The 18,540-nt window shown below is 39.0% G+C and carries 2 protein-coding genes; both read left to right on the forward strand.

The annotated features are described in order from the left end of the window. Nucleotides 1-194: 194 nt before the first annotated feature. A complete protein-coding gene (locus tag QRX25_RS01235) occupies nucleotides 195-7,772 on the forward strand; it encodes a non-ribosomal peptide synthetase (protein WP_212100139.1) in 7,578 nt (2,525 codons plus the stop codon). After that, a complete protein-coding gene (locus QRX25_RS01240) occupies nucleotides 7,732-18,489 on the forward strand; it encodes a non-ribosomal peptide synthetase (RefSeq protein WP_212100141.1) in 10,758 nt (3,585 codons plus the stop codon). Before QRX25_RS01235 ends, QRX25_RS01240 begins: the two co-directional genes overlap by 41 nt. Nucleotides 18,490-18,540: the final 51 nt, after the last annotated feature.

Consider the following 18,540-nt stretch of genomic DNA (forward strand, 5'->3'; position numbering starts at 1 on the left):
AAAAAAAGTGATTGTACGGGTCTATATCATTAAAAAATGGTTTTTGTTGCCGATAAATAAACTGTCAGATTACAACAACAATTATTGGTGAGCGGTATGGCCTGTGACGCAGTTTAACTGAAAAATCCACCGTGAAGCCTCTGCTGTTTAATTCAGTGAATGAATTTTTGATATCAAGTGAAGGAGTTTTTGTTATGACACAAAGTATAAAGGGAGATAAAGACAGTATTGGTGAGTTAAAAAGTGAAGAACATTTTTTGAAAAGTCTTACATATAAATTGCCAAAGCAATTAAGCGATAAGCTTAATATATTCTGCAATGGATCGGATGAACGTCTGCATGTCGTATTTACAGCGGCATTGACTTTATTAATAAATCAATATACAGAAAGACAAAACATTGTAATCAAAACTCCTGTTTTCAGAAAGAACAGAACAATTGATTCTGAGCAAGAAATTTTGACTCTTGAAAATACTGTTCACAGTGAAGACCTATTGAAAGAGATCATACATAAAGTCGGATTAACCCTAGAACAGGCATTGGAAAGCTCTGAAGCTAATGATAAAATAACTGGCCTTCCTTTTGATGTCATAATAATCCTTGAAAATATTCAAGAATACATACTTAATCAAGAAAATTCCACTAATCGTATCCTATTTTCATTTATGAACCAGAAACAATATATAGAGACAGTCATACACTATAATGAATGCCTATACTCTCAAAATATGATAAAAGATATGTCACTGCGATTTCAGATGATCCTTGAGGCTATGATAACTCCTGAAAATATCAAGGTCAAAGATATAAGCTTTCTGGATGAAAAAAATAAGCAAAAGAAAATCATTGGCCGGGAAGATAATTATTCGAAAATTGGTACAATTGCAGAGGTATTTGAGCAGCAGGCTGATGAATATTCGGATAAGACTGCTTTGATACTAGACAGCTCTTCAATGTGTTATGCAGAACTTAATCACCGTGCGAACCAGTTGGCACGGTATCTTCAGGAGTGCGGAGTAAGACGGGGAGACCTTATCGGAATTGCTTTAGAACGCTCTTTTGATTTGTATATTAGTATTCTGGCAATACTAAAATCCGGCGGTGCTTATGTGCCGTTAGACCCTCAATATCCGAAGCAAAGACTATCATTCTTAATCGAGGATTCAGGTGTAGAGTTCCTTATTACAAACGAAAGCATTCAGTCACAACTCCCGTCTCACGGGGGCGGCGTAATCTGTTTGGATGGTAAGAAAGAACAGATTGAAAAGATGGAAGGATCTAATATTGGCATAAAAGGTTCCTTGGATGACCTGGCTTATGTCATGTATACGTCAGGTTCAACGGGATTGCCTAAAGGAGTAAGCATTGTTAACCGCGGTGTGATTCGGCTGGTGAAGGAGACTGATTATGCTGAGTTTGATGAGAATCAAAAGTTTCTGCAATTAGCTTCTGCTGCTTTTGACGCTTCTACCTTCGAGATCTGGGGCTGTTTATTGAATGGGGGATGTCTGGCTATAATGCCTCCGGGAATACCGACGGCTGAGGATATTGCAGAAGCTGTAAAAAAATATAACATTACGACTCTTTGGCTGACGGCCGGTTTATTTTCTCTAGTAGTTGATCAGCAGTTAGAATCATTAAAAGGGCTTCAGCAATTATTGGTAGGCGGAGATGTGGTTTCAGTTCCGCATGTACAAAAAGTATTAACGCTTGGAACTGTACAAGTAATTAACGGATATGGGCCGACAGAGGGAACGACCTTTACCTGTTGTTTCCCGGTCCCTCATGATTGGAAAGGCAGTACGCTTCCTATAGGGAGGCCTATTTCTGGTACAGAAATATTCATTTTAGATTCGCAATTAAAACCGGTAGCGCCTGGTATTCCTGGTGAGCTGTTTATTGGCGGAGATGGGCTGGCGCGAGAGTATTGGCGACGGCCTGATTTAACGAAGGAACGGTTTATATCACACCCTTTCAATAATGATCCTTCAGCACGTCTTTATAAAACAGGAGACTTAGTGCGTTATTTAGAAAATGGCGATGTGGAGTTTATTGGACGGCGGGACGAGCAAGTCAAAATCCGCGGTTTTAGAATCGAGCTTGGGGAGATAGAAGCCCGATTGATCAATCATACAGAAATTAAAGAAGCGGCAGTAACAGTAAATCATAATGGTGATGATGATTTATATATCTGTGCTTATTACACTTCAAATCATAAAATCGCAAAGAATGAATTGCAGCACTTTCTTAGAGACTTTCTTCCGGAATATATGATTCCATCGTACTTTAAACAAATGGATAACATGCCTTTGACGGTAAATGGGAAAATTGACAGACGGGCACTTCCTCGACCTGATATATCTCAAATGTCCGAAACAAAATATGAAGCGCCGACAAATGAAACGGAGAAAAAACTTTCGGAGATTTGGGAAGCTGTACTTGGCAGGGAACGTGTCGGTATAGATGAAAATTTCTTTGATACCGGCGGTCATTCATTAAAGGCTTCTATGTTAATTTCCCGCATCAGAAAAACATTCGGCACGGATATAAAGGTGAAGGAGCTTTTTGAGCAGCCTACCATCAAACAGTTGAGCCGTCTCATTCAAAAACGGGATAAACAGAATTATCCAGTCATCGGTCAAGCGAGAGAGAAGGCTTATTATCAAGCATCATCGGCCCAGAAAAGAATGTTTGCCCTTTGGGAGACGGATAAAGACAGTATCGTTTATAACCTGCCGATTATGATCGAACTAAACGGAAAATTAGATGTAAAAAAAGCCGAATCAGTTTTACTGGATATTATTGGAAGACACGAAGCGTTACGGACAAGTTTCGATGTTGTAAACGGCGATGTGGTTCAGGTTATTCACGATACATGGGAGCTCGAATTTGATTATCAGAAGCTGCCGTCTGATGGGTTACGAACATATGTGAAACAGTTTATCAGGCCCTTTCATTTGGACAAAGCACCGTTAATCAGAGCCGGACTCATAACGTATGAAGACCGGAATCTGCTGCTGCTAGATGTTCATCATATCGCTGCGGACGGTGTATCGGTTGGAATAATCCGCAAAGAATTCAATGCGCTGTATGCGGGTCATAAACTAAAACAGCCGCCGCTGCAATATAAGGATTATTCAGAATGGCAAGTAAGCTCAGGAACAAAAGAGGCGTTAAAGGAACAAGAGGAGTATTGGCTTAAGCGGTTAAGCGGAGATCTGCCGATTCTCAATCTGCAGACTGATTATGAGCGGCCGAGAGTCAAAAGCTTTGAAGGAAGCCGAATCAGCTTTACGGCTGATGAAAGGTTAACATCAAGCTTAAAGTCGGTGGCGAAAGAAACAGGAACAACTTTATACATGGTGCTGCTGGCGGTATATAATGTCATGCTTTCAAAATACAGCGGTCAGCAGGATGTGATCATCGGAACAGCAGAGTCCGGAAGGTCAGACACCGAACTGGAGAATACGGTGGGGATGTTCGTCAATACCGTCGCCATAAGAAATTTTCCTGAGGAACATAAAACATTCAGAGCGTTTTTAGAAGAGGTCAAACATCATACGTTAAAAGATTTTGAGAATACAGATTACCAATTTGAAAATATTGTTCAAAAACTCGGGGTAAAAAGAGATTCGAGCCGGAACCCGCTGTTTGATGTCATGTTTACTTTTGAGAGTAAGGATTACGGATTCGGAGGAAATGAAGAGACAGCAGAATCAAATTTACTAGTATCTGAGGTCAATATATCAAGATTTGATTTAACGTTAACTGCAATGGAAACCGATGAAGGCGTTAACTTCCAATTGGAATATTGCAATCATTTATTCAGGAAAGACACAGTCGAAAGAATGGGTGCTCATTATACCCGGCTTTTACAACAGGTTGTATCAGAACCCGACACGGCAATCTGCAGACTGAATATGATAACGGATGATGAGAAACATAAACTGCTTTATGTATTCAATGATACAGCAGCCGACTTCCCGCATAATAAGACAATCCATCAATTGTTTGAAGAACAAGCGGAAAAGACACCGGAAAGAATAGCGGCAGTGTATGAAAATAATAAAGTAACTTATAAAGAACTTAACGAAAGATCAAATAGTCTGGCGAGAACACTAATCAAAACGGGGGTGAAAAAAGAGTCAATAGTAGGTATTGTTGCTGACAAATCATTAGAGATGGTGTTAGGCATATTGGGTGTGCTGAAGGCGGGAGGCGCATTTTTGCCAATTGATCCGGGATATCCTTCTGAGAGAATCAAATACATGATTGAAGACAGCGGTTCTGACATTTTATTAGTACAGAATAGTCAGGCTGACAATATCCCGTTTGACGGGAAGGTTATTGATTTAACAGATAGTTCTCTTTACTCCGGAGATCGGCATAACCTGCCAATGATGAGTTCCGCAGAACATCTTGCTTATGTCATTTATACTTCTGGAACGACTGGAAAACCAAAGGGTGTAACGATCCGGCATATCGGAATCAGTAATCTCAAAAGTGTCTTTGAACATGATATGAATATCAATTACCGGGATAAAATTATTCAATTTGCAAGTTTTTCATTTGATGCATCAGTGTGGGAAATCAGTATGGCCCTGTTGACCGGAGCGGAACTACACATCCTTTCAAGTCAAGTCATCAATAATTATACATTATTTGAAGAGTATATTAACCGGCATGACATTACTGTAGCCACTTTGCCGCCTGTATACATCAACCATATAAATATAAACGGATTATCAGCTTTAAGGCTCTTAATTACTGCTGGTTCTCAGATATCTACAAAATCCTTGAACCGGATCGTGAACAAAATAGACTATATTAATGCCTACGGCCCAACTGAAACGACAATCTGCTCTACAATGTGGAGATACTCAGAAGCTGAGAGGGCGATGGCAAAGACCATTCCTATCGGTAAGCCGATCAGAAATCTGAAAGCCTTCATAATTGATCACAACAACAATCTTGTGCCTATTGGTTTAGCGGGAGAATTGTGTGTGTCGGGTGACAGCTTAGCAAGAGGATATCTCAATAAAGAGAAAATGACGCGTGAGAAGTTTATTGATCATCCATTTGAGTCCGGAACTAAAATGTACCGAACAGGAGACTTGGCAAGGTGGCTTCCTGACGGAAACATAGAATTTTTGGGGAGAATTGATAATCAAGTTAAAATCAGAGGTTTCCGGATTGAAACTGATGAAATAGAAAGCCAGCTTCTGAAAATAAGCGGGATAAAAGAAGCGATTGTTATAGATAAGTGCGACCTTCACGGTGACAAATACCTTTCTGCATTTGTAACCGCAGAATATAAAATATCCGGAGCAGCTTTGAGGGAGCAATTGGGTGACATTTTGCCACAATATATGATTCCCGGTGTCATCATCCAGGTTGAACAGCTGCCTCTCACACCAAATGGGAAAATTGACAGGAAAGCACTTGCTGAAATAGAAGAGCCTAAACATATAAAGGAGCACCTTGAAGCGCCCCGTTCCGAGGTCGAACAGATTCTGGTAAATGTTTGGTCGGAAGTTCTGAAAATTGATGATATTGGTATTAATGATAATTACTATGAGCTGGGCGGAGACTCAATAAAATCTATACTGATTGTATCAAGGCTTCAAAAATACAGTCTCAGTCTAGAGGTAAAAGATCTTTTACAGTATCCGCAAATAAAAAACCTTAGTAAACACGTGAAATTATATAAAGCTCAAACAGATCAGAGCCCGGTTAGCGGGAGAACTGAACTGGCACCGATACAAAAGTGGTTTATAGAGAATGACTTTGCGGACATTCACCACTTTAATCAGGCATTCATGTTTCAAATGAAAGAAAAAATTAATGAACACGCTCTGGCAAAGACATTTGAATTATTAGTAAAGCATCATGATGCTTTGAGGTTGATATATACAGCCGAAAATGACGAAATAAAACAAGAAGTCAGAGATGTCCAAGCCGCCCGGGATACTTTTACTCTGGACATATATGATCTGCTTGCTGATACGGATTACAAAAATACAATAGAAAAACTTGCCGATCAGTTACAAAGCGGAATGGATCTTGAAAAAGGGCTTTTAATGAAACTTGGTTTATTTCGAACAATGAGGGGCGATTATTTACTTATTGCTATACATCATATGGTGATTGACGGGGTCTCTTGGAGAATTCTGCTTGAAGATATGGAGCAGGTCTACAACAATCTGCAAAAAGGAGAGTCGGCCGTTCTTCCGCCGAAAACGGCATCCTTTCAAGAATGGACACGTAAATTGGCGGAATATGCAAACGGAAGTGAGATAAGAAAGGAACTTCGGTATTGGGAGAATATCGAAAAAATGAAGATTAAAGAAATTCCGAGAGATTTCAATAAAACTGACAGTGTATTTAAGGAGAGCCGCACCATTACTGTCAGTCTTACAAAGCAGTTAACTGATAAGCTCCAGAGGAATACAAATGCAGCTTATAACACACAGATTAATGACATCTTGCTTTGTTCACTGGGAATGGCAGTAAAAGAATGGGCGGGACTTGACAAGGTTTTAATCGGTCTGGAAGGCCACGGAAGAGAGAACATATTAGAAAACATTTCAATAGAAAGAACCATCGGCTGGTTCACCTCACTATTTCCGATCGTGCTGGATATGGAGCACAGTGATGATCTGCCTTATTGCATAAAAAATACGAAAGAGTATTTAAGAAGAATACCTCATAAAGGTATTGGTTACGGAATTATTAAATACTTGACGGCACCGGAACATAAAAAAGACATCAGTTTTACGGTAAAGCCCGAGATCGGGTTTAACTATCTGGGAGAAATCTCTCAAAAAAAGCGGGCTGTTTTTCAGCATGCAGATATATCATCTGGTACAAGTGTTTCTTTATCTAATAAAAAATTGAATGCCATCGAAATCAACAGCTTTATTATGGACGGTCAACTGCAGTTGGAATTTAACTATAGTACGAAAGAGTTTAAAGAAGAAACAATTAAAACATTAACCGAATCCTATATAAACCGGTTAATCGATATTATTCAGCATTGCGGAATGAAAAAAATTCCTGAAAAAACACCCTTTGACTATGGAGATCTGGATTTATCCATCGGAGATTTGGAGCTGATTTTATCAAGCGGAAAAGAGATAGAGAAAATCCACTCCCTGACTCCTATGCAGAGCGGGATGCTTTATCATGCATTGCTTGATCCGTTTTCACAAGCCTATTTTGAGCAGCTTACATTTTCTTTATCCGGTCAGCTTGATATTGGCAGATTAAATACAGCTTTTAATATGCTAATCGAGAAGTATGAAATTTTAAGAACATGCTTTTTTCATGAAGGACTAAGTAAGTTTAAACAGGCTGTTCTAAGAGAGAGAAAAGTTAAAATTGAATTTAAAGATATCAGCACTTTCTCGGAATATCAAAAGAAAGTCCGGCTTAAAGATGTCCAGTTTAAAGACAGGGGAACGAGATTCGATTTGACGAATGATTGCTTAATAAGAGTAACCGTATTAAAAACTGATGAGAAAGAATATAAACTGCTGTTCAGTTTTCACCATATTATTATGGATGGCTGGTGTATGAGTTTAATAATGAATGATATAAAAACTATTTATACGTCATTAAAAGAAGGAAGAGAGACAGTGCTTCAGCATACCGAGCCTTACAGCACCTACTTAGAATGGCTGGATAATCAGGACAAAAGTGCCGCATTAGAATATTGGGGGGATTATCTAAATGAATATGAGCAGCAAGCCGGTATTCCAAAGTTCTGCTGATGAGGGTGGTTTCAAAAATAGGAAGAAAACATTCATTATTGATGAAACATGTACTTCGATGTTGAAAGCTGCAGCTGATCAATATCACATTACTTTAAGTGCATTGATTCAGACTGCATGGGGAGTTCTTTTGCAGAAGTATAACAACGTGAATGATGTTGTGTTTGGTGCGGTTATTTCCGGAAGACAATGCAGAGTGCAAGGCATAGAAAAAATGGTGGGGTTATTTATCAATGCGGTTCCTCTGAGAGTAAAAGGCGATGGTGATACGGTATTTATAGCATTAGCCCAAAAGCTCAACAGTGACTTTATCAAAGCGAATACATCATACGGTTACAGTTCTTTAGCGGATATACAAGCTCTTACAAAGATGAAAGAAAAACTGATCAACTATATGTTGGTTTATGAAAATTACCCTGTTGATGACTATGGCAAGGCGGTCGATGATACAACTGATGCTTTAAGGATTACAGATATGGAAGTGTTTGAACAGACGAACTATGACTTTGGGCTGGTTATTATTCCAGGCAGCCAAATCAAAGCAGAGATGACGTATAACAATAATGTTTATCATGAAGATATCATTAATCGTATAGGTGTTAATTTCTGTCATGTATTAAAGCAAGTGGCAACTGATCCTACGCGTGTCCTGAAAGACATCAGCGCTGTAAATGAAGAAGAGCGCGGAATGCTCCAGGAGTTTAATAAGCAGTCCTCTATTTATACGGTGAATAAAACGATACAAGACCTTTTTGAAGAACGAGCGGAAAAGACACCTGACCAAACAGCGGCTGTCTATGCAGGAAAGCATATCACTTATAAAGAGCTAAACGAAAAGGCAAATCAAGTCGCAACATTATTAATGGAAAAAGGGGCAGGAAAAAACAGCATTACGGCTATGATGATCCGTCCTTCAGAATATTCAATGATTGGGATGCTGGGAATTTTAAAAACCGGAAGTGCGTTTCTGCCTATTGATGATGAATCACCGGTCAGTCGGATAAATCATATTTTAAAAGATAGCAAAGCTGATATCCTCATTACAGATTTGTGCTTTTTAACTGATAAAAACATTGCGGCGGAATGTTTGGATATTACGGATAAATCGATTTATACCAGCCGAAATACATCAAACCCTGATGTTCAGTATGATCTCGAGGACGAGGTATATGTTATATATACCTCGGGTACTTCGGGAAAACCGAAGGGGGTGAAAGTGAAAAATAAATCATTAGTTAATTATTCATTATGGGTATGTGATCAAATAAACATAAATTCTGACAGCAGGTCGTTAGTGACGTCAAAATATAGTTTTGACTTATGCTATACCAGCATCTTTCCAGTTTTATCCGGTGGCGGACAAGTCCACTTTGTTGATAAAGAAGTGTATCTTCACTCTCTATCATTAATAGAATATATTCATAAAAATAGTATTACATATCTTAAAATGACACCCACTTTATTTTCAACATTGATGGAGGATGTTGACATGCTGGCGTCTTGTCCTGATTTAAAAGTTATCATACTGGGCGGCGAAAGCATAAACATCGGCAACGTCAAAAAGCTCGCTGAAAAATGCAGATGGATGAAGTTTATTAACCACTACGGGCCGACCGAAAGCACTGTTGGCTGTATTGCACATAGCATTGATCTAGATCATATTCAAAACTGTGAAATATACAATAAAATAGGAAGACCAATTCACGGCATTAATATCTATATTGTGGATCGTTCAGATCAACTGGTCCCTGTGGGAGCACCCGGTGAGATTTGTATCAGCGGGGTAGGTTTAGCATCGGGATATGTCAATAATGAAGAATTAACGAATGAAAAATTTATTGATAATCCTTTTCATCGCGGAGCAAAAATGTACAAAACAGGAGACCTTGGCAGATGGATGCCGGATGGAAATATAGAATTTTTAGGCCGGATTGACAACCAGATCAAAATCAGGGGTTTTAGAGTTGAAATCGGAGAGATCGAAAACCAACTATTACAGCTGGAAGGTATAAAAGAAGCGGCGGTTGTTTATATAGAGGAGAAATATCTTTCTGCATATATTACTGGGGACATTGAGATGGAAGGCTCGTTCGTACAGGAGAAATTGGCACAGGCTCTTCCGAAGTATATGATTCCGAGTTTCATAATACAACTGAAAGAGCTGCCTCTTACAGCTAACGGAAAAATCAATCGAAAAGAGCTGCCCCTTCCTGACTTGCAACGGTTGTCAGTACCTCAATACGAAGCTCCGGCAAATGAAACGGAAGAAAAACTAGCTGAAATTTGGAAAGAAATGCTTGGGCATAAACGGATCAGTATAAATGAAGATTTCTTCGAACTGGGCGGACATTCTTTAACAGCTGCGTTCACTATTTCCCGCATCAGAAAAACATTCGGCACGGATATAAAGGTGAAGGAGCTTTTTGAGCAGCCTACCATCAAACAGTTGAGCCGTCTCATTCAAAAACGGGATAAACAGAATTATCCAGTCATCGGTCAAGCGAGAGAGAAGGCTTATTATCAAGCATCATCGGCCCAGAAAAGAATGTTTGCCCTTTGGGAGACGGATAAAGACAGTATCGTTTATAACCTGCCGATTATGATCGAACTAAACGGAAAATTAGATGTAAAAAAAGCCGAATCAGTTTTACTGGATATTATTGGAAGACACGAAGCGTTACGGACAAGTTTCGATGTTGTAAACGGCGATGTGGTTCAGGTTATTCACGATACATGGGAGCTCGAATTTGATTATCAGAAGCTGCCGTCTGATGGGTTACGAACATATGTGAAACAGTTTATCAGGCCCTTTCATTTGGACAAAGCACCGTTAATCAGAGCCGGACTCATAACGTATGAAGACCGGAATCTGCTGCTGCTAGATGTTCATCATATCGCTGCGGACGGTGTATCGGTTGGAATAATCCGCAAAGAATTCAATGCGCTGTATGCGGGTCATAAACTAAAACAGCCGCCGCTGCAATATAAGGATTATTCAGAATGGCAAGTAAGCTCAGGAACAAAAGAAGCGTTAAAGGAACAAGAGGAGTATTGGCTTAAGCGGTTAAGCGGAGATCTGCCGATTCTCAATCTGCAGACTGATTATGAGCGGCCGAGAGTCAAAAGCTTTGAAGGAAGCCGAATCAGCTTTACGGCTGATGAAAGGTTAACATCAAGCTTAAAGTCGGTGGCGAAAGAAACAGGAACAACTTTGTACATGGTGCTGCTGGCGGTATATAATGTCATGCTTTCAAAATACAGCGGTCAGCAGGATGTGATCATCGGAACAGCAGAGTCCGGAAGGGCAGACACCGAACTGGAGAATACGGTGGGGATGTTCGTCAATACCGTCGCCATAAGAAATTTTCCTGAGGAACATAAAACATTCAGAGCGTTTTTAGAAGAGGTCAAACATCATACGTTAAAAGATTTTGAGAATACAGATTACCAATTTGAAAATATTGTTCAAAAACTCGGGATAAAAAGAGATTCGAGCCGGAACCCGCTGTTTGATGTCATGTTTGTACTTGAAAATGCAGATTACGGTATTGAAAATCACTTGGATCCACATCCGGAAGAGCATATTCAAACCGAGATCAATATTTCAAAATTCGATTTAACGTTAACCGCGACGGAAATTGATAAAGGAATCAAATTCCACTTGGAATACTCCAGTCAATTATTTGAAAAAGAAACAGCCGAGAGAATGGGTGCCCATTTTACGAAGCTTTTACAAAGTGCAGCTGCCGGTCTAGATCAACCTTTAATGAAACTGGATATGATTCCTGAACAGGAGAAGCACACATTGCTCCATATATTCAATGACACGGCAGCTGAATTTCCGCGGAATAAAACGATTCATCAATTATTTGAAGAGCAGGCAGAAAAAACACCTGAACGTATTGCGGCTGTCCATGAAGGTACGCTATTAACCTATAAAGAACTAAACGAGAAATCAAACAGCCTGGCTAATCTTTTGAGACTAAAAGGAATTAGAGAAAACAGCATTGTCGGAATCATGACAGAGAGATCTCTTGAGATGATCATCGGAATTATCGGGGTGCTGAAAGCAGGGGGAGCGTATTTGCCGATAGATCCTGAATACCCTGATGAAAGAGTAAATTACATGCTGAAAGACAGTGATGCAAACATTCTCCTAATTCAAAACGGATTGTCAGGTGGTATTACATTCAATAAAGAAATTTTATCATTAAGCGATCCTGCTCTATATATGCATAACAGAAGTAATCTGCCGAATGTCAGTTGCCCGGAAGACCTTGCCTACATGATTTATACTTCAGGGACTACAGGGCTGCCGAAGGGCGTCATGGTAAAACATAAAGGCGTGGTAAATTATATTCATTGGGCAAATAAGATATATGTAAATGATGAAGATATTGATTTTCCTCTGTATTCTTCTATTTCTTTTGACTTAACGGTTACTTCAATTTATACACCGCTTATTTCAGGAAATAAAATTATTATTTATGAGGGACCGGACAAGGCTCTTCTGATCAGAAGAATTATAGAAGAAAATAAAGCGGATATTATTAAGCTAACGCCGACGCATTTGAGATTGCTGGAGAATGTAGATTTAAGTACGTCAAAGATAAAAAAAATAATCGTCGGCGGGGAAGAACTGAAAACCGGGCTTGCAAAAAAGATACACGGTGCATTTAACGGTCATGTCAAAATCTACAATGAATACGGCCCGACAGAGGCTACAGTCGGGTGTATGATTCATCAATATCATATTGAAAGAGACAATGGCAATGCAGTATCAATAGGCACACCTGCGGATAATACTAAACTTTATATATTAGGAAAACAAATGGAATTACTTCCTTTAGGTGCAGCCGGGGAACTTTGTGTCAGCGGAGAAGGACTTGCGGACGGATATAAAAATAAAGCGGGCTTGACGTCAGAAAAATTTGTAGATAACCCCTTTGAACCCGGGGCTAAGTTATACAGAACAGGGGATATGGCAAAATGGATGCCGGACGGAACAATTGATTATTTAGGAAGAATTGATGATCAAGTCAAAATCAGAGGGTATCGTATTGAAACAGGAGAAATAGAAAACCGGCTTCTGAAAATGAGTCACATAAGAGAGGCTGTTGTTGTAGCGAGAGATGACCAACACGGGGATAAATATCTCTGCGGTTATGTTACTTCCGACAAAGAAATAGATGTTTATGCTTTAAAAGAAAATCTGTCTAAAGAATTACCGTTATATATGGTGCCAAGTTATATCTTCCAGATTGAAAAAATGCCGTTAAGTTCAAACGGAAAAATAGATACGAAATCATTGCCGATTATAGATATTGCGGATGTATTGGAGTCTGCATATGAAGCACCGCGAAATAAAAAGGAACAAATTCTCGCATGCGTATGGGAGAAAGTTCTGGGGATGAAATCAATCGGGATTAACTATAACTATTACGAGATCGGCGGAGACTCAATTAAATCCATTTTAGTAGTTTCCGAACTCCAGAAATACGGTTTAAAACTTGAAGTCAGAGATTTAATGAAATATCCGCACATAAAAGACTTGAGTGCTCACGTAAAATCAGCTGATATACAAGCAGATCAGTCGATTGTAGAAGGAGACGTTGATCTGACACCGATTCAAAAATGGTTTATAGAACAGAGATTTGAACAAGAAAACCACTATAACCAAGCCTTTATGCTTTACAAAAAGTCCGGCATAGAAGAAAAAGCAATCGAAACGGCCTTTTTGGAACTGGTGAGGCATCATGATGCCCTCAGGATGCAGATTAAAAAGGAAAACGGTGAAATTAAGCAATGGAATAGGGGCATTAAACAGGCAAAAGAAACATTTACTTTAGACGTATTTGATATGACACAAACAGAAGATCCAGCCATGGCAATTGAATCACTGGCTGACCGTATGCAGAAGGAATTGAGCTTGGAAAAGGGGATTTTAATAAAACTGGCGGTATTTAAAACCAAAAACGGAGATCATCTTCTATTAACCATTCATCATATGATCATTGACGGAGTATCTTGGAGAATCCTATTAGAAGATTTTGAAACAGCTTATCTTCAAACAGTTAATGGGAACAAAGTGGAGCTTGAATCTAAAACAGCATCGTTCAAAGAATGGGCGCGTCAATTGAAAGAATATGCAAACAGCAAGGCTCTTCAAAAGGAAGCTGGATACTGGGAGACCATAGAAACGGCTATTATTGAACCTCTTCCAAAGGATTTCATTGCCGAAAGCTGTTCTTATGAAGATAGTAAAGAAATTAAAATTGAATTAACAGAGGATCAAACAAAAACACTTTTAAGAAATACAAATGCAGCATATCATACACAAATTAATGATATATTGCTTTGCTCACTGGGACTTGCAGCCAAAGAATGGAGCGGCATGGAGAAGATCCTTGTGAATCTTGAAGGGCACGGCCGCGAAAGTGTTATAAAAACGTCGGTCCATCGCACAATAGGCTGGTTTACGACAATTTACCCAATTGTTCTCGATATGACAGAAAGTAACAGTCTATCAAGCTCCATTAAGTATACAAAGGAAATGCTTAGACATATCCCTAATAACGGGATTGGATACGGAATACTCAGATATTTGTCGGACTCTGTTCATCTTCAATTAAAACCTGATATCAGTTTTAACTACTTGGGTGAATTTGGCCAAGAAGATCGAAACAATCTATTTCAAGTATCAATTTTGTCCGCCGGAACGAGCATCTCTGAAAGAAATAAAAAGACACATAATATAGAAATAAATGGATATATAATGGATGGCAGGCTGATATTTACGTTCAATTACAGTCCATACCAATATAAACGAGAGACGATTGAGCAATTTGCGAAAGCCTATCTATTGAAAATAAATCAGATCATAGAACATTGTGTGAATAAGAAAATATCTGAGAAAACACCATGGGATTATGGGGATCCCGATCTTCAAATAGAGGAGTTAAATCAAATTCTTGCAAGCGGTGCTGAAGTAGAAAAAATTCATTCTCTTTCACCGATGCAGGAAGGCATGCTGTATAACGCTGTGATTGACCATCAATCTAGCGCTTATTTCGAACAAAGTGAAATAACAGTTGAAGGAAATCTGAATACAGAAGTTCTCAGTGACGCATTAAACAGACTGATTGCTAAATATGAAATATTAAGAACGTCATTTTTCTATAACGGTTTCCGTGTATTTAAACAAGCCATTTTAAAAGAAAGAAAACTAAACATTCAATATCATGATATCAGCCAATGGGAGGAGCAGAAGAAGGATGCCTTTGTAGGGCAATTCAAGGTGAGAGACAGGAATACTCCGTTTGATCTGAACAAAGATTGTCTGATCAGAGTATCGGTGATCAAGCTGGGAAGAAATAAATTTAAAGTCATATACAGTTTCCACCACATTATTTTGGATGGCTGGAGTGTCGGTATTCTGTTAAAAGAGCTTATGGATCTATACGGTGACGTGGCTAAAGGGAAAAAACTCCTTCAAGAATCACCTGTACCGTACAGTCGTTATCTTGAGTGGCTTGATCAGCAGGACAAGGACCGTGCATTTGAATATTGGAAGGAATATCTTTCTGCATATGAACAAGAGATCTCATTTCCGGAACTGGAATTGAAATCTGACGAGTATCAGCATGATCAAAAACTGGGAGCGCTTAACGGTGAAACCGCCTCTAAGCTGAAAAAAATCGCTGAGTCAAACAGCATTACATTAAATTCTATCGTTCAAACAGCATGGGGGATATTGCTGCAGAAATATAACAATACAAATGATGTGGTATTTGGTTCCATTGTTTCAGGCAGACCGAGTGAGATAAACGGAATTGAAAATATGGTCGGCTTATTTATAAATGCAGTGCCAATCAGAGTGAAAAGAGAATGTGATACATCATTTATTTCATTGGCTAAACAAATAAATAAAGACTTTATTGAAGCGAACGAATACAGTTATTGTTCTCTGGCAGACATACAGTCTTTGACAAGTATGAAGAATAAATTAATCAATCACGTAGTCGTGTATGAAAATTACCCGTTGAATGAGGATCTTTTCCAAGATTCAGCCCGTTCGAGTGTGAAAATAACTGCTGAACATGGGTTTGAACAAACCAACTATGATTTAGAGCTTTTAATTGCTCCTGGTGACGAATTGCATATGAAAATCACATATAACGCCAGTGTTTACAGTAAAGAAACGGTAAGTTCAATCTTAGATAACCTTGTTAGCATCTTGCAGCAGGCAGCGGCTGATCATGAAGTAATGGTTTCTCAGATCGATATGGTAAATGAGACAGAGAAACAAAAGCTGGTGAAAGAATTCAACTGTACGGAATTATCATATAAGAAAGAAAAGACGTTACAAGAGCTCTTCGAAGAGCAAGCTGTAAGGACACCTGATGCAATCGCTCTGGAATGGAACGGGGACTTCCTGACCTATAAGGAGCTGAATAATAAGGCAAATCAATTGGCAAGAGCCCTCAGGGAAAACGGCATCAAAGAGAATGTTGTGGTTCCTATTTTGGTAAGAAGGTCTTTCCGATTGATTATAGGAATATTAGGAATACTAAAGGCAGGGGGATGCTACTTACCGCTTGATCCGGATTATCCGGCAGACAGGATCAATTATATGCTGAAAGACAGTAAAAACGGCCTGCTGTTAACTGAGGAAGGACTTCCAAATGAATTAACGTACAGCGGAACCATATTTAACATAGATTCAGAGGATTTATTACATCAGTTGGAGACGAACATTGATGTTATTAACAGGGCCGAAGATTTAGCATATGTCATTTATACGTCGGGATCAACCGGAAAACCGAAAGGGGTCGCCGTAGAGCACCGTGCCGTTCATAACTTTATTAAGGGAATAACAGACAGGATCAGCTTTTCACAAGACAATGTCCTTCTTTCGGTCACCACGTGCTCGTTTGACATATTCGGATTAGAGTCGCTGCTGCCTTTAACTCAAGGGCTGAAAGTTGTCATAGCCGGTGAAGCGGAACAAAGAGATCCATACTTGTTAAACAAGATCGTTGTTGAGACTGATGTCAATACTATTCAGCTTACGCCATCCAGATTAAAGCTGATGCTAAGTGCAGAAAACAGCACGGAGAGCCTTCAGAAATTGAAGACCATCATGGTTGGGGGCGAGGTATTTCAACGGGAATTGTTATTTGAGCTAAAAAAATATAAAAATCTGAAGATCTATAATATGTACGGTCCGACTGAGACGACGATTTGGTCTTCTGTGAAAGACTTAACCAATGAAAATAGTGTAAATATAGGCAAGCCGATTGCGAATACACAGATATATATTATAGATCATGATGGAAACACTGTACCGCTCGGCAGTACTGGCGAATTATGCATTGCTGGAGCCGGAATGGCCAGAGGATATTTAGGAAAAGAAGATTTGACTGCGCAAAAGTTTGTAGACAATCCGTTTGTTAAAGGAACCAAGATGTATAAGACAGGAGATTTAGCAAGGTGGCTGCCAAATGGTGAACTGGACGTTATCGGAAGAATGGACAATCAGGTAAAGATCAGAGGGTATCGGATAGAATTGGGAGAGGTTGAAAGCATAGTAAACCAACACGAAAAAGTTAAGGAATGTGTAGCTGCCGGAAAAACAAATTCCGCAGGAGTCCAAGATTTAGTTCTGTATTATGTGGCAGAAAGCACTGTATATCCTTCAGAATTTATTAAGTTATTATCACCTGTGCTTCCTGAGTATATGATTCCGCAAATCTTTATGAAAATTGACCAAATTCCGCTGACAGCAAACGGAAAAATAAATGTCCTAGCACTGCCTGAACCTGTGATAGATAGAACAGGTTTTGACCGGCCTTTTGAGGAAGCGGTAACGGATGTTCAAAAAAGTATCAGCCGTGTTTGGACCAATGTTTTAAAAATAGAGGAGCCTGGAATACATGATAACTTCTTTGAAGCAGGCGGCAATTCAATCAAAATCGTTGCAGTTTATAATGAGCTTCAGAAGCTGTATCCAAAACAAATTCAAATTGCTGACTTGTTTGCATATCCGACTATTTACAGATTGTCCGAATATATAGAATCGACTATAGCCTTTGCGGAGATAGCAGTGTCCTTGGAAAAAGAAATCATTCCTATTACTTTACCGCTTGAATACATCTCGGAATCAACTGGACAAAGTCATACAGCCATGCACGAATATGCGGTAAATGCGAATTATTATGCGGGTTTAAAAACAATATGCAATACCTACAAATATGATATTTCTCATGTTTTATTAGCTGGTTATGTATTTTTATTAGCTGATGTCAGTCAGCAAAATTCGGTTCATATCCAATTTTCGGGTCATGGAGATGATCGGATGAGTCAGCTGTCTTTTGATCTGTCTGATATCGAAAATTTTCACGATATTATTCGTATGGCGAAGGAACAGATTGAGAATCAAGAGGATTCAGATCAATACGATTTGAATACTCACTATAAGAAATCAAGTTCGGCCCAAGATATTTTTCCTCTTTTTTCTATTAGTAATGAATCAAAAAAAGAGTACTCAGAATTATATGATCTGGTTTTTGCAGTTCATGAAAAGCCAGCCGAAGCAGAAATCGTTTTTCTATATAACCATCAGAAACTAAATGAGCACAAAATGAAAGATTTATTTTATAACTACATGAATTTGATTCAAGTGATTACAGCAAACAAAGCAGACAATTCAATATAAAGCGGCCGGTTCTGCCTTACATTTTGCTGATCGGCAGAATGTAAGGCAAAT

Source organism: Bacillus sp. L381 (assembly GCF_030284525.1).
Lineage (GTDB): Bacteria > Bacillota > Bacilli > Bacillales > Bacillaceae > Bacillus > Bacillus amyloliquefaciens.